Consider the following 20,587-nt stretch of genomic DNA (forward strand, 5'->3'; position numbering starts at 1 on the left):
GACTTGCCATGCACATACAGGAGACAGCATGAAATTCGGATTCAAGCAGATCGCCGCGCTGGCTTTTGCCGGCTTCATGGCCAGCGGCGTCGCCGCCGCCCCGCTGAACGAGAAGGACTTTCGCGAAATCAAGCCGGCCCAGTCGGTCGAACCGGGCCCAAAGGTCGAGGTGATCGAGTTCTTCTGGTACGGCTGCCCGCACTGCTTCGAGCTCGAGCCGTCATTGAAGAAGTGGCTCGACCGCAAGCCGGACGACGTGACCTTCAAGCGGGTACCGGCCATCTTCCGCCAGTCCTGGGTGGCCGGCGCACAGACCTTCTACACGCTGGAAACGCTCGGCGAGCTCGACCGCATGCACAGCAAGGTGTTCGACGCCATCCACATGGAACGCCAGGCGTTCAACGACATGGCGACCATCAGCAGCTGGATGGGCAAGAACGGCATCGATGCGAAGAAGTTCGAAGACACCGCCAAGTCGTTCGCCGTGTCGGGCAAGGTGCAGCGCGCGCAGCAGATGAGTGCCGCCTATCAGCTGACCGGCGTGCCTGCGCTGGTGGTCGATGGCAAGTACATCGCGCTCGGCAACAGTTATGAAGGCATGCTCGTCATCGTCGACCAGCTGATCGAGCGCGCCCGCGGCGAGCGCGCAGCGGCCGCCAAGAAGTAAACCGCATGGACGCAGCGCGTCCGGCGGCAACGGGTGCCCGCGCGGCACCCGTTGTCTTTCTGACCGGCGCATCGAGCGGCATCGGCGAAGCGCTGGCCCGCCATTACGCCGCGGAAGGCGCCACGCTCGGCCTGGTGGCGCGGCGGGCGGCGCAGCTCGATGCGCTGGCTGCCAGCCTGCCCGGACAGCATTTCACCTTTGCCGCCGACGTGCGCGACGCCGCCGCGCTGCAGGCGGCGGCCGAATCCTTCATGCAGCAGACCGGCGTGCCGGACATCGTCATCGGCAACGCGGGCGTATCGGTCGGCACGCTGACCGGCGAGCAGGAGGACCTGCCGGCGTTCGAAACCGTGTTCGACATCAACGTCCTTGGCCTGGTGCGCACCTTCGCACCCTTCGTGAAACCGATGCAGGCGCGGCGCAGCGGCGCGCTGGTCGGCATCGCCTCGGTCGCCGGCATCCGCGGACTGCCGGGTGCCGGTGCCTACTGCGCGTCGAAATCGGCGGCGATCACCTATCTGGAAAGCCTGCGGGTGGAACTGCGCGGCAGCGGCGTGAAGGTACAGACGATCTGCCCCGGCTACATCGATACGCCGATGACCGCCATCAACCCCTACCCGATGCCCTTCCTGCTCAGCGCCGACGAAGCCGCCCCGCGCTTCGCCCGCGTCATCGCACGCGGCACGTCCTATGCAGTCGTGCCGTGGCAGATGGGGCTGGTGGCCAGGCTGCTGCGCCTGCTGCCCGACCCCGTATTCGACTTCGCGTTCGCGAAGGCCGGCCGCAAACCGCGCGGCACGTTGTAGGGCAGATGCAAGTTACAAGTTTCAAGATGCAAGGAAGGGCGGCGCTAGCTTGAATCTTGCATCTTGAAACTTGCATCTGCGGTCAGCCGTCAGGCCTTCGCGAACGCGGCCTTCGCCCGCGCCAGCGTCTGCGCCACGTCGTCCTCGCTGTGCGCACCCGACACGAAACCGGCTTCGAACGCCGACGGTGCCAGATAGACGCCGGCATCGAGCATGGCATGGAAGAAGCGGTTGAAGCGCTCGCGGTCGGACTGCATCACTTCGGCGTAACTGGCCGGCGCCGCGTCGCGGAAATACAGGCCGAACATGCCGCCGACCGACTGTGCCGAAAACGGCACGCCTGCTTCGTGGGCCGCGGCGACCATGCCGTCGGTGAATTGCTTCGTGCGGGCGGCGAGCCGGTCGTGGAAGCCGGGTACGTCGATCAGTTCCAGCGTCTTCAGTCCCGCCGCCACGGCGACCGGGTTGCCGGACAGCGTGCCGGCCTGATAGACGGCGCCGATCGGCGCGATGGCGGCCATGATGTCGCGCCGGCCGCCGAACGCACCGACCGGCATGCCGCCGCCGATCACCTTGCCCAGCGTGGTCAGGTCGGGCGTGATGCCGAACAGGCCCTGGGCGCCGACCGGACCGACGCGGAAACCGGTCATCACCTCGTCGAAGATCAGCACCGCACCATATTGTGTACACAGCGTGCGCATCGCATCGAGGAAGGCGCGCGTCGGCACGATGAGGTTCATGTTGCCGACCACCGGCTCGACGATGACGCAGGCAATGCGCTCGCCGTGGTTGCGGAAGCAGTCTTCCAGCTGCTGCGGATCGTTGTAGTCGAGCACCAGCGTGTGCTTGGCGAAGTCGGCCGGCACGCCGCCCGAACTTGGATTGCCGAAGGTGAGCGCGCCGGAGCCGGCCTTGACCAGCAGGCTGTCGGCGTGGCCGTGATAGCAGCCTTCGAACTTCACGATGGTGTCGCGACCGGTGAAACCGCGTGCCAGACGGATGGCGCTCATCGTCGCCTCGGTGCCGGAACTGACCAGGCGCACCTGTTCGATCGACGGCACGCGGGCGCACAGCAGTTCGGCCATCAGGATTTCGCCTTCGGTCGGCGCACCGAAGGACAGGCCGCCCACCGCAGCCTCCTGCACGGCCCGGATCACGTCCGGGTGTGCATGACCCAGGATCGCCGGCCCCCAGGACCCCACATAGTCGATGTACTCGACGCCATCGGCGTCCCACAGCCGGCTGCCCACGCCGCGCGTGAAGAAGCGCGGCGTGCCGCCGACCGAGCGGAAGGCCCGGACCGGCGAATTGACGCCGCCCGGAATGCTGCGCTGGGCGCGTTCGAAAAGCTGCTCGTTGCGGGTGGTCATGGCAATTCCTTCAGAAAAGCTGCGCATAGGCACGTGCCCGCGCGGAAATATCGGGGGCGTCGAACAGATCGGACACCACGGCGAGCAGATCGGCTCCGGCTTCGATCAGCCGCGGTGCCCGATCCAGCGTGATGCCGCCGATGGCGCAGCGGGCAATGCCCAGATCGGCCACCTCGGCGAAACGCGCGCGGTCGGCGACCGGCGCGGCGGGTTTGGTCGCCGACGCGAACATCGCGCCGAAGGCCACGTAATCGGCGCCGGCACGCCGGGCCTCGTGCGCCAGCCCGGCATCGTTGTAGCAGGACACGCCGATCAGCGCCGCCGGACCCAGCCGCCGGCGGGCCGCCGCCGGATCGCCATCTTCGCGGCCGACGTGCACGCCGTCGGCGCCGACTTCGCGCGCCAGTTCGACATCATCGTTGACGATGAAGCGCGTCCCGCAGACGGTGGTGATGGCGCGCAGCGCAAGAGCATCCGCAAGCCGGCACGCGACGTTGTGCGACTTGTTGCGGTACTGCAGCAGCACCGCGCCGCCGGCGCAGGCGGCTTCCGCTGCCCGGTAAAGCGCAGCGCCGCTGAGGGCTTCGGGTGTCACTGCGTACAGACCGCGCAATGGAAGGAGGTCGCCAGGCATTGTCTAGTCGTCGCTGCCGTCGTCCGCGTCCATATTGCTGTTGCGCGTCCAGAAGAAACGGTCGGGCAGGTACTGGCCCATGCCGGGCCGGAAACCGTTGACCAGCGTACGCCACGTATATTCCTGCGCCGCCTGCACGGCTGCGCCGACGTCCAGACCCTGCGCCAGCCAGGCCGCCAGCGCGGACGCCAGCGTACAGCCGGAACCGTGATAGCTGCCCGGCAGACGGTCCCATTCGTCGCGCCGGATCACGCCGCCATGGCCGTACAGCACGTTGCTGACGCGCAGCGTCGATTCATGGGTGCCGGTCAGCAGCACATGCCCGCAGCCGGCTGCAATCAGCAACCGGGCGCACTCGTCGAGCGCGAGCGGATCCTGACGGTTGTCCGATTCATCGTCTCCGTCCTCGTCCTCGTCGTCGCCGAACTGCGCCAGCCGGCGCGCTTCGAGGCTGTTCGGCGTCAGCACCGTGGTCAGCGGCAGCAGCAGTTCCTGCAGCGCGATCACCATTTCCTCGTCGGCCAGCTCGTCACCGCGGCCGGATGACAGCACCGGATCGAACACCACCGGCAGATGCGGGTAATCGGAAATGATCTCGGCGATGGCGGCGATGTTCTCCACGCTGCCCATGACGCCGATCTTGAATGCCGCCACCGGCACATCCGACAGCAGCACGCGCGCCTGGTCGACCACCAGGTCGTCGTCCATCGGCACGATTTCCTCGACGCCGGTGGTGTCCTGCACGGTGACGGCCGTGACCACGCCGAGCGGATGGCAGCCGAGCGCCGACAGCGTCATCAGATCGGCCTGCATGCCGGCGCCACCCGTGGGGTCGGTGGCGGAAAAACACATGACAAGAGGCGGATGCGCCCGCACATCACGATTGACCATAAAGCGCGCGCCCGGATTGTCGTTACAGAAGGTTAATTACGGTAATATCGATTCGATTCTAACAAACCATACTGCCATGAGTTCCACAGTCACGGCCGAATTCCAGAGTTACATGTGTCTCATTTGCGGCTTCATCTACGACGAAGCCGCCGGTCTGCCGGAAGAGGGTATCGCGCCCGGCACGCGTTGGGCGGACGTACCGCCCAACTGGACCTGTCCGGAGTGCAGCGCACGCAAGGACGACTTTGAAATGGTCCAGATCTGACCAGCCGACGGCCGTTTCCGCAGCGGGCGACCCGCGTCGCTGTCTGACGGCGCACGGCACAACATCGCGGCATCGATCGTCGCGCACAAGAACGGGAGAGCATCTTGGCTGAATCGGGTGGCAGTGCCGGCGTCAAGGTGATGGTGATCGACGACAGCAACACCATCCGCCGCAGTGCCGAAATCTTTCTTGTCCAGGCGGGATATCAGGTCGTCCTCGCGGAAGACGGCTTCGATGCGCTGTCGAAGATCAGCGACCATCATCCGCAGGTGATCTTCTGCGACATCATGATGCCCCGTCTCGACGGTTATCAGACCTGCGCACTCATCAAGAAAAACCCCAGGTTTGCCGCTACTCCTGTCGTGATGCTTTCTTCGCGCGACGGTCTGTTCGACCGCGCACGCGGCCGGATGGTCGGCTCGGACGAATACCTCACCAAACCTTTCACCAAGGACAGCCTGCTGCAGGCAGTGTCGCGTCACGCGCGCAACGGCGCTGACTGACCTGCCGGCGCTTACCGAACGCGGAGCCACAATGGCCATCAAGCGCATCATGGTGGTGGACGACTCGCCCACCGAACGCCATGTACTGAACGACTTCCTGACCCGCAAGGGCTTCGAGGTCATCATCGCCGAGAACGGCGAGCAGGCCATCGAGAAAGCCAAGGCTGAAAAGCCCGACCTCATCCTGATGGACGTCGTGATGCCCGGCGTCAATGGCTACCAGGCAACGCGCACCATCACGCGCGAAGACAGCACGCGCGACATCCCGGTCATCATGTGCACAAGCAAGGATCTGCCGACCGACCGCATCTGGGGCATGCGACAGGGCGCGCTCGATTACATGGTCAAGCCGGTCAATCTCGAAGAACTGCTGGGCCGCATCCAGCAGCTGGGCGCGGCGGGCAACGATGGCTAGGACGTCGCTGCGCGAATTCGAGGAAGAGTTGGCCCGGAAGCTGTCCGACACTTCAGGACAGACGAGCGCGCGCGCGCTGCTCGGCGTGCAGGCGGGCGACGAATGGTGGCTGATCGATCTGGCCGAATCCGGCGAAATCCTGCCGGTGCCGGCACTGACGCCTGTGCCGCTCACCCGCGGCTGGCTGCGCGGTATCGCCAACGTGCGCGGTCTGCTCTACGCGGTGAATGACTTCGCCGCGTTCCAGGGTGGCGCATCGACCGGCGTGGCCGGCGAAACACGGCTGCTGCTGCCGCACGCCAAATTCGGGACCAACAGTGCGCTGCTGGTGTCCCGCGTGCTCGGCTTGCGCGCACTCGAGGATTTCGAAAGCGCTGATACCGGTCAGGCCGATGCCCGGCCCTGGGTGTCGGCCCGGCTGGTCGACACCCAGGGCCGCGTGTGGCTGCGGCTGGATCCGCGGCGCCTGTACGCAGACCCCGGCTTTGCCGACGTGGCGGCCTGATCCGCATGCCGGCCCTGCTCGCGTGCTATCCCGCTGCCGGCCGCCGCCGCTCACCCGGCGATGCATCGGGCCATGCTTTCACTGTCGCTGTTCCGGGCTGGCCGCTGCTCCAGTCTCCTGCCTTTCTCCCCAAGCAACGTAGTCCCCGAGGAAAGTCCCGATGGCGTTGAACATTCCTGGACTGAAGTCCGCTGCGCAGGCCGGCAGCGACCCCGCGCCGTCGAAGCCGGTGGATGCGGCGGGATTCCTGCGCGGCCGCCTGCCGCTGATCGGCCACCTGCCGCTCGGCCAGCAGGTGCGGGCGCTGGCCGTGATCTTCCTGCTGTTCATCGGGCTGGCTGCGGTACTGGTGTGGCAGGACTGGCGCGGCACGCGGCAAAATGCGGCCCACATCCATGCCGCGGGTCAGTTGCGCACGCTGATGCAGGGGGTGACTCATTCAGCGCCGCAGGCATTGGCCGGACAGGCCAGTGCGCTGGGCGAACTTTCGTCCGCTCGCGCGGCTGTGACGGCGCTGCTCGACACATTGAACCGTGGCGGCGAGGCGGACGGCGTGGCGCTGCCGCCCGCCCGCGGCGCCGCAAAGGACGCGCTGCAACAGATCGACGCCGCGTGGAGCGGCCAGGACCGCAACGTGGCCCTGCTGCTTGGTCAGCAGAAAACCCTGCTTGCGCTTGGCGAGGCCGGCCGCGCGCTCGATGCTGCCGCAACACCGATGATGGCCGCGCTCGCTCGCATCGCTGCCCAGCGTGGCGCACGCGATGGCGGGCTCAGTCTGTTGTTCGCTGGCAGCGTCGGTCAGGTCCGGGCGGCGATCCATGCGCTGACGTCAACCACGCCGACGTCAGCCGATACGCTCGACACGCTTCAGCGCGCCCTGCCCGTGCTGCTCGACACCGCAGCCCAACTCGAACAAAGCGCCGAGGGCGAGCCGCGTGAGGCCTTTGCGCAGGCGCACAACGAACTGGTGCCGCGCATGACCGCGCTGGTTACGGCGCTGGACAAGCCAGCCGACCTGCTCGCCGCACGTGCCGCAGGCCTCTTGCTGATCGGCGGCACTGCGGCGCTGGCGGGCCCGACCGATGCGCTGGCTGCCATCTATTCGACGGAGCGCGATGCCCGTGCGTTGCGGATCCTTGGCGCGGTACTGTGCGTGCTGCTTGCCTTGGCCAGCGTGTTCCTGATGGTGCGCGCCTACAACGAAGACCAGCACCGGCAGCGCATTCTCGTCGAGGGCTCGCGCGAGGAAGCGAAACGCGAGAAGGACACGACCCAACAGGCCATCCTGCGCCTGATGAATGAAATGGGCGATCTGGCGGACGGCGACCTGACGGTGCGTGCGACGGTGTCGGAAGACATCACCGGTGCCATCGCCGACTCGGTCAACTACACCATCGAGGAACTTTCGGTGCTGGTGAAGCGGATCAACGACGCGGCCGGGCGCGTGGCGGAAGCGTCGGAGTCCGCGCAGCGCATTTCGACCCAGTTGCTGACGGCCGCGGAGCGGCAGTCGCGCGAAGTGACCGAGTCCGGCCAGTCGGTGCTGGCCATGGCGAAATCGATGAATGCGGTGTCGGAAGAGGCGACCCGCTCGGCGCAGGTGGCGCGCCAGTCGCTGGCAGCAGCCCAGAACGGCTCGAACGCGGTGTCGAATTCGATCCGCGGCATGAACGACATCCGCGACCAGATTCAGGAAACATCGAAGCGCATCAAACGCCTCGGCGAGTCGTCGCAGGAAATCAGCGAAATCGTCGAACTGATTTCCGACATTACCGAACAGACCAACGTGCTGGCGCTGAATGCCGCCATCCAGGCCGCGGGCGCCGGCGAGGCCGGGCGCGGCTTCACCGTGGTGGCCGAAGAAGTGCAGCGGCTGGCCGAACGGTCGGGCGAGGCGACCAAGCAGATCGCAGCCATCGTGCGCACCATCCAGACCGACACCCAGGATGCGGTCGCCGCGATGGAAAATTCGACCCGCGGCGTGGTCGAGGGTGCGCGCCTGTCCGACGCAGCCGGACAGGCGCTGGACGAAATTTCAACCGTATCGACCGAACTGACCGAACTGATCGAAGCGATTTCGTCGTCGGCGCAGGTACAGGCAGAACAGGCGACCCGGGTGGCGCACGGCATGCAGGGCATTCTGCGCATCACCGAACAGACCACGGTCGGCACCAAGCAGACCGCACTTTCCATCGGACAGCTGGCCGATCTGGCGGCTGAACTCAAAGGCTCGGTCGCGGGCTTCAAGGTATGAACACGACGCCTTCCACCCATCAGGATCTGGGCCCGCTGATCTGGGTCCGCGGCGAAATCGATCTGGCGCTGATCCGCGCATCCGAAGCACTCGGCAACGAAGATCATCAGGCGGGTGCCGAGCCGCTCAAGTTCGCGCAGACCCATCTGCACCAGGCGCGCGGCGCGCTGGCCATTGTCGGCCTCGACGGCCTGACCCATTTCTGCGACGCGCTCGAACAGTTGTTCGCCGACTGGCACGCTGGCCGGCTGGCCAGCAGCCGGGGCGCTGCATCGCTCGCCCAGCGCGCCATTGCGTCGGTGCGCGGTCATCTCGACGAACTGGTCGCAGGTGGCGCAGACCAGCCGATGCGGCTGATGCCGCTGTATCGCGACCTGATGGCGCTGCGCGGCGAAACGGTCGTCGTGCCGTCCGAACTGTTTTTCCCCGACCTCACGCTGCGCCCGCCTGCTCCGGCCCAGCTGGCGTCGCAACTGTCGCCACTGGACCGCGCGCGTGCGCTGCGTGCCGCACGCAGCCAGTTCGAACGCGGCCTGCTGCGTTTCCTGCGCGACGATCGCGAAGGACTGCCGCAGATGCGTCAGGCCATCGGTGCCATCGAACAGATGCAGTCGGTCCCGGCGACGCGCGCTTTCTGGTGGGTGTGCGGTGCGCTGACCGACGGTCTTGCACAAGGCGCCATTCGCGGCGATTTCTTCATCAAGCGACTGTGCGCACGCATGGATGTGCAGATGCGCCGCCTGCTCGAAGGCTCGCGCGGCGTGGCTGAACGACTGATGCGCGATTCGCTGTACTTCATCGCCACCGCCGAGCAGTTGACGCCGCACATCCGTCAGGTGCGCGATACCTATCAGCTCGACGCACTGCTGGCACCTGGCGACACCGCCGGCCACGACGACTTCGGCACCCTGCGCCCGGCACTGGCCGCGCTGCGCGAATCGCTTGGCCAGGGCAAGGATGCATGGACACGGTTTTCGTCCGGAGCGGCGGTCGGCCTGCCGCAATTCCATGAACAATGCGAAGCCATGGTCGCCGCGGCGGGCCGCGTCGGTCAGCCGGATCTGGCACGCCTGGCCGCCGCTCTGCTGGACCTTGGCCAGTGGCTGCGCCGCGATCCGCTGCAGCACACCGAAAATCTGGCGATGGAGGTCGCCACCGCGCTGCTGGTGATGGACGCGCTGGTCGAACAGTTCAGCCGCGCGCAGAGCGAAGACCTGCCGGGCCAGGTCGATACGTTGATCGACCGCCTCGCGCGAGCGCGCCGCGGTGAAACGCTGCCGGCGATGCAGATCCCGCTGTTCGACGAAATGTCGCGCCGCGCTCAGGAACGGCTGTTCATGGGTCAGGTGGCACGCGAAATCATGGCCAGCCTGGCCGATGTCGAACAGCAGCTCGACGGCTACTTCCGCGATCCCTCGCGCGCGGCCGAACTGGCGGCGCTGGCCGGCCCGCTGAAGCAGATCGACGGCGCCCTCAACATGCTGGGGCAGGACGCCGCCGTATCGCTGGTGCGTCGCGCAGCGGCGCAGATCGCCGACATGGCGAAGCCGGAACATGAAATCGTGGAAGGCGAGTTCGAAGCCCTCGCGCACCAGCTCTCCGGCCTGGGCTTCTTTGTCGACAAGCTGCAGTACGGCCCGGCCGACCTCGACCTGATCCTGAACCCGCGCAGTGCGGCGCAGGACGCCGCCGAAGCCGGCGAAGGCGCAAGCGTGGAGTCGGAACTTGCGAACCGACGCGAGAAAGCGGCTCAGCTGCTCGACCGGCTGTCGCACGGCGGCGCCGACGAGCACACGCGCGACGAACTGCGTCAGGCACTCGAAACCATCCGGCAGGACGCCAAACTGCTCGCCGATGAAAAGCTCGAGCAGCGCGCCACCGAAGCCCTCGCCGCACTCAAGGCCGGCGAGGCGGTACCCGATGCCGCCATTGCCGACGCAGTGCAGGGGATCGGCCAGACGCCGCACGAGTCGCTCGCGCCGTCGGCAGATACGGTGCGTCTGGCCGAAGCCAGCCAGGAAGATTTCGATGCCGAACTGCTCGAAATCTTCATCGAGGAAGCGCGCGAAGTGCTGGACACGATGGCGTCGAGCACCGATGCCGCCCGCCGGCAGCCGCACAGCCAGGACCTGCTGACCACGCTGCGACGCGGCTTCCATACGCTCAAGGGCAGCGGTCGCATGGTCGGCTTGCGCGATCTGGGCGAGGCGGCGTTTGCGGTCGAGCAGGTCATGAACCGCTGGCTGGGCAGCGAGCGCGACGGCACACCGGAACTGTTCGACCTGCTCGATGGTGCGCGCATGCTGTTCGCTGGCTGGGTTGACCGGCTGTCACAGGGCGATACCCGCTCGCCGGAGCACGATTGGCTGCAGCCGGCCTGCGACGCGATACAGACGCACGACGCAGAGCCCGCTGCCGCGCCGGCCGCCGAAGCACTGGCTGAAGACGCGGTCCCGGGCGCAGCCGTCGCGGGCAGCGATCTCGACCTGGACATCGACTTCGATTTCGATCTGGAGGCGGACATGCCAGCCGCCGGGCCGGTTGCCGCCAATGCCTTCGAGCCCGACACCGGCCTCGATTCGGTGACCAACATCGTCGCGCTGGACGCACCGCTGGACGCCACAGGCGGCGATGTCGACCTCGAACTCGATTTCGACCTCGATGCACCGGGCGTCGAACTGACGCTGCCGGAAAGCACGATAGACATCACGTCCGACATCGACGCCGAAGAGCGCGCACTCGATGCCGGCGCAGACCGCACGCTGTTCGACCTGTTCCTCGCCGAAGCGCGCGGCCACGTCGCCACATTGCGGCGCGAACTGACGCGACTGCACATCAACCCGTCGCTGCGTCCGAGCCAGGACAGCCTGCTCGCCGCTCATACGCTGGGCGGCATTTCGCTCACCGTCAGTCAGGAAGACATCAGCGCGCTGGCGCGCTCGCTCGAACATGCACTGCTGCGCTGCGAAGCGCGCGGCGACGCGCCGCACGCCGACCAGTCCGCGCTGCTGAACAGCGCCGCCAGCGCGCTGGAAGCCCAGGTCGCCGCCATCGGCTCGGGTGCGATCGCCACACCCGCACCGGAACTGATCGCACGGCTTGATGCGCTGTTCGGCGCAGCAACCATCGTGCCCGAGACAGTCGAACTGCAGGTTCTTGAACTGCCGGACATGGACATCATGCCGCTTGGCGGCATGACGGAAGTACTGGCGGAAGCTCCCGAGCCGATGCGACCCGAGGCCTTCGACACCGCGGACGAAATGGCCGCCCCGGGCGAACCCGCACTGGATATCGTCGCGGCAGACCTGCCGCCGGTGAACCCGTTCGAGAAGGTCGCGCTGCCGGACGAATATGTGCTGGCCGAGACAGCCGGCAACGAAGCGCAGCCGTTCGAACTGGCACGCCTGCCATCAGCCCGCGCCACCGTGCCGGCCGAGAGCGCGCAGGCCTTCGTGGTACCGGATGAAATCGATCATCAGTTGCTGCCGATCTTCATCGAGGAGGCCCATGACCTGCTGCGGGAAATCGGCAGCGAACTGCGCAGCTGGCGCGACGACACCGACGCGTTGAGTGCTTCGGACGCATTGCGCCGGCAACTGCACACGCTCAAGGGCAGTGCCCGGATGGCCGGCGTGATGCGCTTCGGCGATCTGGTGCACAGCATGGAGACGCTGATCGAGCAGCCTTGTGCGCCGGACGATCGCGCGCTGCTGCTCGACGAGCTCGACCTCGGCTATGACCGCTGCGAAGAACTGGTGGCGAAGCTGGAACGCGGCGAAGCGCTGACTCCGGAGACCGTGGCGGCCGAGGACGCGGTGGCCCCGACGTCCGCGGCCGAGGGCGATGCCGGCGCGCCGCGCGAGCGTCCGTCGGTGCGCGTGCGCTCCGACATGGTCGACCGCTTCGTCAATGAAGCCGGCGAAATGAGCATTGCACGCACCCGCATCGAAGGCGAGCTGCGCTCGCTGCGTGGCTCGCTGAATGACCTGACGGAAAACGTGCAGCGCCTGCGCAGCCAGTTGCGCGAGATCGAAATCCAGGCCGAGAGCCAGATGCAGTCGCGCATGGCAGCCGCCGAAGCACAGCACGAACAGTTCGACCCGCTCGAAATGGATCGCTTCACGCGCTTCCAGGAACTGTCGCGCATGATGGCCGAAAGCCTGTCAGACGTGACCACGGTGCAGTACAACCTGGTGCGTAACCTCGATGCGGCCGACACCGCCATCCAGTCGCAGGCGCGGCTGAACCGCGACCTGTCGCAGGCGCTGATGTCGGTGCGCATGGTGCCGTTCTCGACGCTGGAAGACCGGCTGTACCGGGTGGCGCGCCAGTCGGCCAAGGAAACCGGCAAGAAGGTCAATCTTGAACTGACCAACACGCGCATCGAACTCGACCGCGAGGTGCTGGAAAAGATGACCGGTCCCATCGAGCACCTGCTGCGCAACGCGGTGGCCCACGGCATCGAGCCGCGCGCGACACGTGAAGCGGCAGGCAAGTCGGAAACCGGCGAAATCGTCATTTCCCTGACCCAGCAAACCAACGAGGTCGTCATCGAACTGGTCGACGACGGTGGCGGGCTGGCGTTCGAACGCATCCGTGCTCGCGCCGTCGAGCGTGGGCTGCTCGGCGCAGACGAGGAGGCCGACGAGCGGCGTCTGACCAGCCTCATTTTCGAGCCGGGCTTCTCGACTGCCGAACAGCTGTCGGAACTGGCCGGCCGCGGCGTCGGCATGGATGTGGTGAGGAATGCCACGACCGCACTGGGCGGCCGCATCGAAACCACATCGGAAGCCGGCCGCGGTACGCGCTTCAGGCTGTCGCTGCCGATGACGCTGGCAGTGACCCAGTCGCTGCTGGTGAGCAGCGGGGGCAAGACCTACGCCATTCCGTCTTCGATGGTGAAGCACGCGCACGAGCTGCGCGATGACGAAGCGGTTGCCCTTCGTCTGGCCGGCGGCCAGGAGTGGATGGACCACCACTACACCTATCATTACCTGCCCCGCCTGCTTGGCAATACCGATGCTCAGCCGGGCACCGGCACCTGGCTGCTGCTGCTCGGTGCCGGCAACGAATTGATGGCGCTGGAAGCAGACGGACTGCGCGGCAACCAGGAAGTGGTCGTCAAGCCGGTCGGACCGCAACTGTCGCGGCTGGCCGGCATCGCCGGCGCCACCGTGCTGGCCGATGGCGAAGTCACGCTGATCATCAACCCGGTGTCGCTCGCTTCACGCATCGGCCGCATGGCCGACCGACCCGACATCGTGCGCGCCGTGCCGGAAGTGCCGGAAGCGCTGCCGCCGCTGATCATGGTGGTGGATGATTCGCTGACGGTGCGCAAGGTGAGCAGCCGGTTGCTGGAACGCGAAGGCTACCGCGTCATCACGGCCAAGGATGGTATCGATGCGCTGGAAAAGCTGGCCGACAAGCTGCCGGCAGTCATGCTCGTGGATATCGAAATGCCGCGCATGGACGGTTTCGAACTGACGCTGCAGGTGCGCGCCGACGCGCGCACGCGCGACATTCCCATCGTGATGATCACCTCGCGCATCGCCGAGAAGCATCAGGCCTATGCGCGTGAGATCGGGGTTAACGAGTACCTCGGCAAGCCTTACGACGAGGCCCACCTGCTGCAGCGGGTGGCAGACTTCACCGGCGGCAGCGGCCGCCGGTGAAGTTCAGGGCGCCTTGCGCGCCCCTGGCTCAACCTTTCGTCGTGTCCAGACGCAGCTTGGCGTAGCGGCCAGGCGCGTCTTCGATCACCTTCAGCTTGCCCTTTGCCGGATCGCGCGCGGGCACCATGTCGGCATCGAGCGCGGTCACCCACTGCTGCCAGTCGGTCCACCAGGAGCCGGTGTGTTGTGTGCATCCCTCCAGCCAGGTGTCGGCATCGGCTGCCAGCTTGGGCGCGGCACTGGTCCAGTAGCCGTACTTGTTGGCGGCCGGCGGATTGACGATGCCCGCAATGTGGCCCGAGCCGCCGAGCACGAAGCGCGTCGGGCCCGACAGCAGGGTGGCACCTGTATAGGTGCTTTTCCACGGCGCGATGTGGTCTTCGATAGCGGAAATGAAATACACCGGCTGCTTGATCTTGCGGATGTCGATCGCTTCACCGAGCACCGTGATGCCACCCGGCTCGCGCAGCTTGTTGTGGATGTACATCTGGCGCAGGTAGTAGCTGTGCATGCAGGCCGGCATGCGGGTCGAGTCGGAATTCCAGTACAGCAGGTCAAACGGGAAGGGCTCGCGACCCATCAGGTAGTTATTCACGACGAAGGACCAGATGAGATCGTTCGAGCGCAGCATGTTGAAGGTGCCGGCCATTTCCGAACCTTCGAGATAGCCGCGCGAGAACATCTTCTTTTCCAGCCCCTCAACGGCCTTCTCGTCGATGAACACGCCCAGTTCGCCCGGTTCGGAGAAGTCGATCAACGTGGTGAAGAAGGTCGCGCTGGCGATCCGCTTGTCCTTCTTCGCCGACAGGTAGGCCAGCGTGGTGGCCAGCAGCGTACCGCCCAGGCAGTAGCCGGCGGCATTCACTTCGGTTTCGCCGGTCTGCTTCGTGATCATGTCGAGTGCAGCCAGCGGCCCCTGCTGCACATAATCTTCGAAGGTCAGCTGGGCCAGCTTTTCGTCAGGATTCACCCAGGAAATGACGAACACCGTGTGCCCCTGATCGGTCGCCCACTTGATGTAGCTGTTCGAGTCGCGCAGGTCGAGGATGTAGTACTTGTTGATCCAGGGCGGCACGATGAGCAGCGGACGCTTGAACTGCTGCTCGGTCGTCGGGTTGAACTGCAGCAGCTGCATCAGCGCGTTTTCGCCCACCACCTTGCCCTGCGTGGTGGCCACGTTGCGACCCAGTTCGAAGGCCGTGGTGTCTGTCATGCGCACGCGCAGCTGGCCGTCACCGTCCTCGATGTCGCGCAGCAGGTTGTTGAAGCCCTTCAGCAGGTTCTGGCCGTGGCTGCGTACCGTTTCGCGCAGCACTTCGGGGTTGGTCAGCGCGAAATTGCTCGGGCTGAACGCATTGATGGTCTGTCGGGTGAAGAAATTGACCTTCTGCAGCGTATGTTCGTCCATGCCTTCGACGTTGCTCACCACATCATGGATGTGGCGCGCCGAGATCAGGTAGCTCTGCTTGAAGAAATCGAACAGGAAGTGGCTCTGCCACTCCTCGCCGCGAAAGCGGTTGTCGCCCTTGACCGGGGTGACCACCGGGGCGGCATCGACACCCATGAATTTCAGCATCGATTGCTGCCACAGCGTGTAGTAGTCCCACACCAGCCCCATCTGCGCCTGCGCCAGCTTGTACGGGTTGGACAGCAGATGCGACGTCATGTCCATGAAGGCCTGGGCGATGCCCAGTTCGTCGGCCGGCGGCGTGATGCCGCGCTTGAGCTGTCGCTGCACGTGGTCACCGAGCAGCTTGGACGCGCGTTCGGCTACCTGGGCATACGTCTTGGCGACTTCTGCCGGATCAGGCAGAGACGACGCCTCGGGCTGTGTGGTGTCTTTGGTGGCTGGTTTATTCATGGCTCTGGCTCCCCCGGAAACTGGTTATGGCTGGGTGTAACGAAGCACGCCGTCCTGCTTCGGCAGGCGGCGCAGGCGACCCGTCTGCCACAGGTGGTTGAGGTGGGCAATCACCTCTCCCATGGCAAAGCGGGTCTGGAAACTGTCGAGTTCGCGCTTGAACAGCGATGGCAGCAGCGCCGCCGCGGTTTGCGGTTCGGCACACAGGCCCACGATCAATGCAAGGCGTTCTGCATGGTGCGCCTGAAGCGCATCCACGCGTGCGGCGATGCCGACATACGGATCGCCGTGCGCCGGCAGCACCACGGTGTAGTCGGGCAGCGCGCGAAAAAGCTCTATCGAATCGAGAAACTGACCGACCGCGTCCACCTCCGGCTCGTAGGCCAGCGTGGGCGTATTGGGCGAAATGCGCGGCAACAGCATGTCACCGGCGATCAGTACCGGATCGTTGGCGCGGTGGAAGGACAGATGCTCCGGCGAGTGTCCATAGCCCGCAATGGCGGTCCAGTCGTCACCGCCGATGCGCAGGGTTTCGCCGGGCAGGATGCGCCGCATCGCCAGCGGCAATTCACCGACGACCTGCCGGTACCGTCCACTTTCACTGCGCATGGCATCGGTGTGTCCGGCAGCCAGACCGTGCAGCATGAAAAAGTCGGCCATCAATCCCCGGTCCGACGCCGGCACGGTGCCGAACCAGGCCTGTGCCGTCATGTATTCGCCGAGCGACATCCAGATGCGTGCGCCGGTCTGCTTCGCGAGCCACTCACCCAGCCCGAAGTGGTCAGGGTGGCAGTGGGTGATCAGGATGCGCCGCACCGGACGACCGGCAAGGTCGCCGGTCAGCGCCGCAGTCCAGTTGGCGCGCGTCGCGTCGTCCGGAAAACCTGCGTCCACCAGCGTCCAGCACGGTCCGTTGTCGTTGCCGTCCTCGAACTGATCCTCGATGGCCCACAGATTCACGTGACCGGGCGCAAAAGCCACCGGCATGCGCAACCAGTACACGCCGCGCGCCACCTGCACCATGCAGCCGGCTGGCGGGGCGATCGCGGGATGAGGTTCGAGGGCAGACACGATGGGCAGCGCAGTCCAAGGCGTTGAATTCCTTGAATGGTAACCCGAAACGACCGCGCATTGTGCAGTGCAATATCGAACCCGCTTCCGGAACGCGATGGCGGGCTTGTCCGGGTCTGTTGCCATGAATCACGAACCCGATTTAATGTCGACAGACCCTAGACTTGCGGATCAAGGCGCGGAACACCGGCGGCTGGCCGGCATCAGAGATCCGAGGATCGCCTGATGGTCCATGAATCCGGAGGAAACAATGCGGAAAACGATGTGTGCGCTGCTGCTCGTGCTGAGCGGCCCGGTGGTGTGGGCCGAGGACGAAGACCCGACGAAGTTCGTTACCTTCAGCCAGGATTTCGCCGGCAATTGCGTGTCGCGCAACTCGGTGCAGCTGCTCGTTGCCAATAGCCATCCGACGCGCACCGTGATGGTGTGGCTCGACCGCTTTCACATGGATGTGGGCACCGGCGACCGCTCGAAGACGGAGATGAAGGCGGGCGCCGAGCCGGTACCGCTCGGCTGTTCGCGTACGCTCGACGGGCCGCAGGAGTGGCGTATTGTCCGGGCAAAATTTCTCGACTGAGAACCGATCCGGACCCGGAAAACTTTGCGTCCTGCCGGACTTGCCCTGCGCAGGGCACACGAGGCCGGGCATACTCGCCTTTGCTCGCTTTCTCCAACCCGAACTCGTACTGTCCGATGCGCGTCTGTGTGTTCTGCGGCTCCCGCGAGGGTGACCGCCCCCTCTATCGCGACACCGCCGCCGAACTGGGCACGCTGATCGCGCGCGCCGGCCACGGCGTGGTCTATGGCGGCGGCAATATCGGTCTGATGGGCATCATCGCGGACGCAACGCTGGCGGCTGGCGGCGAGGTGATCGGTGTCATTCCGCGTCACCTGCTCGATCGCGAAGTCGCCCACGGTGGCCTGAGCACGCTGCACGTGGTGGGCAGCATGCACGAGCGCAAGGCGCTGATGGCCGAACTGGCGGACGTATTCATCGCCGCGCCCGGCGGCTTCGGCACACTGGACGAACTATGCGAAATTCTCACGTGGGCGCAGCTCGGACTGCATCGCAAGCCGTGCGGCCTGCTGAACACAGCGGGCTATTTCGACCCGCTGCTCGCGATGTTCGATCATGCCGTCCAGGAAGGTTTTCTCAGCGCTGCGCATCGGCAGCTCATGCCTTCCGAGCACGACGCGCGGCGCCTGCTCGATCGTCTGCTGTCCGCCGTCGTTTCCGGGGAGAATTCGCTGCATGAAGCCTGATCTGACGCGCCTGCTGTTCGCCTGCGCCTGCGCGGGCATGCCCGCCGCCGGCACTGCCCAGAATGTACAGGTGCGCCCGGTCGACCTGGTGCAGGCGGTGCCACTGCTGACCGAAAGCGGTCGTGCAGGTTACAGCCGCTTCCTGCGCATCGGCATCCGCCCGCGCGCCTTTGCATTGAACATGAACGGCGACTGGGCCTGGAATGCCGGCGAAAGCGCGGTGACTGACGCACTGGCACGCTGCGAGGCGCACGGCCTGCCCTGCCAGCTGTACGCAGTGGACGAGGAAGTCGTGATGCCCGGCTTCGAACTGGGCGCGCCGCTGCGCGCGCTCGGCGGCACGCTGGTGCAGGGAGACCCACAGTGACGCGCCATGCTGACGCGCTGGTGCTGACCGAAGTCGATGCCGGAATCGGCATCGTCACGCTGAATCGCCCGCATGCGCACAATCTGCTCGACGCTTCGCTCGCGGAATCATTGATCGGGGCCATCGACGATCTGGTCGCACGGCCCGGCGTGCGCACCATCGTCCTTTCGGCACTGGGCGACAGTTTCAGCGTCGGCTCCGATCCGCTCAAACTTGAACGCAGCGGCCTGATCGGCGTAGAGCCGGGGCTGGCGGCACGATTGCTGCGCAGCGTCGGCGAATGCCCGCGACCGGTGGTGGCGCGCGTGCAGGGCCCGGCCTACGGGCTGGGTGCCGGCCTGATCGCCGCATGCGACATTGCCATCGCCAGTTTCGATGCCGAATTTTCGTTCGAAGCCGTGCATATCGGTCGCGTACCGGCCGTCATCGCCCCATACGTGATCGGCGCAGTCGGTCCGCAGCGCGCGCGCCGATATTTCCTGACCGGCGAGCGATTTTCTGCATCCGAGGCCTACCGCATCGGCCTGCTGTCGGAACTGGCCGCCTCGGCAGAACAACTCGACGATGCGATCGGGGAAGTCGTCGATGCGCTGCTGCTCGGCGGACCGCGTGCGCAACAGCAGGTCAAATCGCTGGTGCGAGCGCTCGGCCGGCCGCGAGTGGACGAGAAGACGCTCGATCAGGCGGTCGACATCGAACACCGGCTCGACGCAGGTGCCGAAGCGCAGGAAGGACTGGACGCGCTGTTCGGGCGACGTCATCCCGGCTGGGTGCCGGTTGGCAGTTCGTGATGGCGGCGCTGCCCGCTGCCGTGCGCATCGTCGAGGTCGGTCCGCGCGACGGCCTGCAGAACGAAGCGGTCGCGCTGAATGTCGAGCGCCGGCTCGCATTGATCGGCCGGCTGTCGGATGCCGGTCTGCGCGACATTGAAGCCGGCGCCTTCGTGTCGCCGCGCCGCGTGCCCAATATGGCTGGCAGCGGCGAACTGATGCAGCAGCTCGACCGACGACCGGGTGTCAGCTACCCCTGCCTGGTACCCAACGAAACCGGCCTCGATGCCGCGCTGGAGGCCGGCTGCACCGACATCGCGATCTTTGCCGCCGTGTCGGAAACCTTTTCGCAACGCAATACCGGCTGCAGCATCCACGAATCGATGGACCGCCTGGCGCGCGTGGCGGTGCGTGCACACGATGCAGGTCTGCGGGTGCGCGGCTACCTGTCGTGCGTCCTGGGTTGCCCGTACGAAGGGGCGGTCAGCGATGAAGCCGTTGCCACGCTGTCGGCCGAGCTGATTGCCATGGGCTGCCACGAAGTGAGCCTCGGTGACACGACGGGCGTCGGCAGCCCTTTCCGGGTGCGCGCGCTGATCGACTGCGTGGCACGTCGCGTGCCAGCGGAGCGACTCGCCGGTCATTTCCACGACACCTGGGGCATGGCCGCAGCGAATGTCCATGCGGCAACCCTTTCCGGCGTGACCGTGTTCGACGCCTCGGTCGGCGGATTGGGCGGCTGTCCGTTTGCGCCGGGCGCGACCGGAAACGTTGCGACCGAAGATCTTGTCTATCTCTTCGATGATGCCGGCGTGTACACCGGTGTCGATCTGCGGAAACTGGTGGATGTGGCGAACTGGATCAGCGCGCAACTCGAGCGTCCGGTCGCGTCGCGCGTGGCCCGTGCCTTCAACTCAGGACGCCCCACATGATTGCTTCACCCTGTACTGGCGTTTGCCAGCTCGATCCCGCCACGGCGCTTTGCCTGGGCTGCCTGCGTTCGCGCAATGAAATTGCCTGTTGGGGCTCGACAACAGACAGCCATCGCCTGCAGATCCTGGCCAATATCGGTCGGCGCGAAGCGGCCGGGCACCTGCGGATCACGCCGACGGAGGGCCCGTGAGCGATTCAACCCGACTTCAGTTTGCGCGGGCTGCCAGCCGGCGCTACCGGTGCCGGCTCGGCGGGCGCAGGATACTCGCGGGCAAGCGTATCATCGCGCACCGGTTCGGTGCGCGACCCCGCACGGTCGGCGTCACGTTCGGAACGCCGC

General features: G+C 66.1%; 19 protein-coding genes. 14 read left to right on the forward strand and 5 right to left on the reverse strand.

Annotated features, from left to right (window positions below):
• The first annotated feature begins 28 nt into the window (after nt 1-28).
• The gene (locus NMQ16_RS03105) at nt 29-667 is read left to right on the forward strand and encodes a thiol:disulfide interchange protein DsbA/DsbL (RefSeq protein ID WP_257079017.1); all 639 of its coding nucleotides are present in this window, start codon (nt 29-31) and stop codon (nt 665-667) included.
• A gap of 5 nt (nt 668-672) precedes the next feature.
• Entirely contained in the window at nt 673-1,473 is an 801-nt protein-coding gene (locus NMQ16_RS03110; RefSeq protein WP_257079018.1) for an SDR family oxidoreductase, read from the forward strand.
• Nucleotides 1,474-1,562: 89 nt separating this feature from the next.
• On the opposite strand, the gene hemL is transcribed toward NMQ16_RS03110, so the two are convergent.
• Genes hemL through NMQ16_RS03125 form a run of 3 tightly spaced genes read right to left on the reverse strand, consistent with a single transcriptional unit; the run spans nt 1,563 to nt 4,329 of the window.
• The gene (gene hemL / locus NMQ16_RS03115; RefSeq protein WP_257079019.1) at nt 1,563-2,843 is read right to left on the reverse strand and encodes a glutamate-1-semialdehyde 2,1-aminomutase; all 1,281 of its coding nucleotides are present in this window, start codon (nt 2,841-2,843) and stop codon (nt 1,563-1,565) included.
• A 10-nt stretch (nt 2,844-2,853) separates the two neighbouring features.
• Nucleotides 2,854-3,477: a thiamine phosphate synthase gene (thiE, locus tag NMQ16_RS03120; RefSeq protein WP_257079020.1), complete on the reverse strand. Its 624-nt coding sequence runs from the start codon at nt 3,475-3,477 to the stop codon at nt 2,854-2,856.
• 3 nt (nt 3,478-3,480) lie between these two features.
• Nucleotides 3,481-4,329: a hydroxymethylpyrimidine/phosphomethylpyrimidine kinase gene (locus NMQ16_RS03125; RefSeq protein ID WP_257079021.1), complete on the reverse strand. Its 849-nt coding sequence runs from the start codon at nt 4,327-4,329 to the stop codon at nt 3,481-3,483.
• Nucleotides 4,330-4,444: 115 nt separating this feature from the next.
• On the opposite strand from NMQ16_RS03125, the gene NMQ16_RS03130 reads away from it, so the two are divergent.
• The 6 genes from NMQ16_RS03130 (at nt 4,445) to NMQ16_RS03155 (ending at nt 13,982) form a co-directional block, all read left to right on the forward strand.
• A complete protein-coding gene (locus NMQ16_RS03130) occupies nt 4,445-4,633 on the forward strand; it encodes a rubredoxin (RefSeq protein ID WP_069038733.1) in 189 nt (62 codons plus the stop codon).
• A 104-nt stretch (nt 4,634-4,737) separates the two neighbouring features.
• On the forward strand, nt 4,738-5,136 hold the full coding sequence (locus tag NMQ16_RS03135) for a PleD family two-component system response regulator (protein WP_083223978.1): 399 nt from the start codon (nt 4,738-4,740) through the stop codon (nt 5,134-5,136).
• A gap of 31 nt (nt 5,137-5,167) precedes the next feature.
• The gene (locus tag NMQ16_RS03140) at nt 5,168-5,551 is read left to right on the forward strand and encodes a PleD family two-component system response regulator (RefSeq protein WP_069038734.1); all 384 of its coding nucleotides are present in this window, start codon (nt 5,168-5,170) and stop codon (nt 5,549-5,551) included.
• The gene (locus NMQ16_RS03145) at nt 5,544-6,056 is read left to right on the forward strand and encodes a chemotaxis protein CheW (protein WP_257079022.1); all 513 of its coding nucleotides are present in this window, start codon (nt 5,544-5,546) and stop codon (nt 6,054-6,056) included. Before NMQ16_RS03140 ends, NMQ16_RS03145 begins: the two co-directional genes overlap by 8 nt.
• Before the next feature lie 160 nt (nt 6,057-6,216).
• The gene (locus NMQ16_RS03150) at nt 6,217-8,310 is read left to right on the forward strand and encodes a methyl-accepting chemotaxis protein (protein WP_257079023.1); all 2,094 of its coding nucleotides are present in this window, start codon (nt 6,217-6,219) and stop codon (nt 8,308-8,310) included.
• The gene (locus NMQ16_RS03155; RefSeq protein WP_257079024.1) at nt 8,307-13,982 is read left to right on the forward strand and encodes an Hpt domain-containing protein; all 5,676 of its coding nucleotides are present in this window, start codon (nt 8,307-8,309) and stop codon (nt 13,980-13,982) included. The genes NMQ16_RS03150 and NMQ16_RS03155 overlap by 4 nt, the downstream gene beginning before the upstream one ends.
• Before the next feature lie 28 nt (nt 13,983-14,010).
• Here the strand turns inward: NMQ16_RS03155 and NMQ16_RS03160 are convergent, their stop codons facing one another.
• Nucleotides 14,011-15,843 (reverse strand): alpha/beta hydrolase, encoded by a 1,833-nt coding sequence (locus tag NMQ16_RS03160; RefSeq protein WP_257079025.1) that lies wholly within the window; start codon nt 15,841-15,843, stop codon nt 14,011-14,013.
• 24 nt (nt 15,844-15,867) lie between these two features.
• Complete coding sequence (locus tag NMQ16_RS03165) at nt 15,868-16,914, reverse strand: MBL fold metallo-hydrolase (RefSeq protein ID WP_257079026.1); 1,047 nt, start codon at nt 16,912-16,914, stop codon at nt 15,868-15,870.
• A gap of 262 nt (nt 16,915-17,176) precedes the next feature.
• Between NMQ16_RS03165 and NMQ16_RS03170 the strand changes: the two genes are divergently transcribed.
• The 6 genes from NMQ16_RS03170 to NMQ16_RS03195 all read left to right on the forward strand — a co-directional run bounded on the left by NMQ16_RS03170 (nt 17,177) and on the right by NMQ16_RS03195 (nt 20,437).
• Nucleotides 17,177-17,491 (forward strand): hypothetical protein, encoded by a 315-nt coding sequence (locus NMQ16_RS03170; protein WP_257079027.1) that lies wholly within the window; start codon nt 17,177-17,179, stop codon nt 17,489-17,491.
• Nucleotides 17,492-17,619: 128 nt separating this feature from the next.
• A complete protein-coding gene (locus tag NMQ16_RS03175; protein WP_373566744.1) occupies nt 17,620-18,177 on the forward strand; it encodes a TIGR00730 family Rossman fold protein in 558 nt (185 codons plus the stop codon).
• Nucleotides 18,167-18,544: a hypothetical protein gene (locus NMQ16_RS03180; RefSeq protein WP_257079028.1), complete on the forward strand. Its 378-nt coding sequence runs from the start codon at nt 18,167-18,169 to the stop codon at nt 18,542-18,544. The genes NMQ16_RS03175 and NMQ16_RS03180 overlap by 11 nt, the downstream gene beginning before the upstream one ends.
• On the forward strand, nt 18,541-19,335 hold the full coding sequence (locus NMQ16_RS03185; RefSeq protein WP_257079029.1) for an enoyl-CoA hydratase-related protein: 795 nt from the start codon (nt 18,541-18,543) through the stop codon (nt 19,333-19,335). Before NMQ16_RS03180 ends, NMQ16_RS03185 begins: the two co-directional genes overlap by 4 nt.
• Nucleotides 19,335-20,246 carry a hydroxymethylglutaryl-CoA lyase gene (locus NMQ16_RS03190; RefSeq protein ID WP_257079030.1) on the forward strand — a complete coding sequence of 304 codons (912 nt, stop codon included), beginning with the start codon at nt 19,335-19,337 and terminating at the stop codon, nt 20,244-20,246. The genes NMQ16_RS03185 and NMQ16_RS03190 overlap by 1 nt, the downstream gene beginning before the upstream one ends.
• Entirely contained in the window at nt 20,243-20,437 is a 195-nt protein-coding gene (locus NMQ16_RS03195; RefSeq protein ID WP_257079031.1) for a DUF1289 domain-containing protein, read from the forward strand. Before NMQ16_RS03190 ends, NMQ16_RS03195 begins: the two co-directional genes overlap by 4 nt.
• Nucleotides 20,438-20,587 lie beyond the last annotated feature (150 nt).

Origin of the sequence: Methyloversatilis sp. XJ19-49 (genome assembly GCF_024580145.1) — a bacterium.
Classification (GTDB): domain Bacteria; phylum Pseudomonadota; class Gammaproteobacteria; order Burkholderiales; family Rhodocyclaceae; genus Methyloversatilis.

Excerpts from the sequence above, each read along its gene's own strand:
- NMQ16_RS03125 (WP_257079021.1), bottom strand. The coding sequence starts at position 4,329 with ATGTGTTTTTCCGCCACCGACCCCACGGGTGGCGCCGGCATGCAGGCC.
- NMQ16_RS03190 (WP_257079030.1), top strand. The coding sequence starts at position 19,335 with ATGGCGGCGCTGCCCGCTGCCGTGCGCATCGTCGAGGTCGGTCCGCGC.
- NMQ16_RS03130 (WP_069038733.1), top strand. The coding sequence starts at position 4,445 with ATGAGTTCCACAGTCACGGCCGAATTCCAGAGTTACATGTGTCTCATT.
- NMQ16_RS03195 (WP_257079031.1), top strand. The coding sequence starts at position 20,243 with ATGATTGCTTCACCCTGTACTGGCGTTTGCCAGCTCGATCCCGCCACG.
- NMQ16_RS03145 (WP_257079022.1), top strand. The coding sequence starts at position 5,544 with ATGGCTAGGACGTCGCTGCGCGAATTCGAGGAAGAGTTGGCCCGGAAG.
- NMQ16_RS03170 (WP_257079027.1), top strand. The coding sequence starts at position 17,177 with ATGTGTGCGCTGCTGCTCGTGCTGAGCGGCCCGGTGGTGTGGGCCGAG.
- NMQ16_RS03160 (WP_257079025.1), bottom strand. The coding sequence starts at position 15,843 with ATGAATAAACCAGCCACCAAAGACACCACACAGCCCGAGGCGTCGTCT.
- thiE (WP_257079020.1), bottom strand. The coding sequence starts at position 3,477 with ATGCCTGGCGACCTCCTTCCATTGCGCGGTCTGTACGCAGTGACACCC.
- NMQ16_RS03180 (WP_257079028.1), top strand. The coding sequence starts at position 18,167 with ATGAAGCCTGATCTGACGCGCCTGCTGTTCGCCTGCGCCTGCGCGGGC.
- NMQ16_RS03110 (WP_257079018.1), top strand. The coding sequence starts at position 673 with ATGGACGCAGCGCGTCCGGCGGCAACGGGTGCCCGCGCGGCACCCGTT.
- hemL (WP_257079019.1), bottom strand. The coding sequence starts at position 2,843 with ATGACCACCCGCAACGAGCAGCTTTTCGAACGCGCCCAGCGCAGCATT.
- NMQ16_RS03105 (WP_257079017.1), top strand. The coding sequence starts at position 29 with ATGAAATTCGGATTCAAGCAGATCGCCGCGCTGGCTTTTGCCGGCTTC.
- NMQ16_RS03140 (WP_069038734.1), top strand. The coding sequence starts at position 5,168 with ATGGCCATCAAGCGCATCATGGTGGTGGACGACTCGCCCACCGAACGC.
- NMQ16_RS03155 (WP_257079024.1), top strand. The coding sequence starts at position 8,307 with ATGAACACGACGCCTTCCACCCATCAGGATCTGGGCCCGCTGATCTGG.
- NMQ16_RS03150 (WP_257079023.1), top strand. The coding sequence starts at position 6,217 with ATGGCGTTGAACATTCCTGGACTGAAGTCCGCTGCGCAGGCCGGCAGC.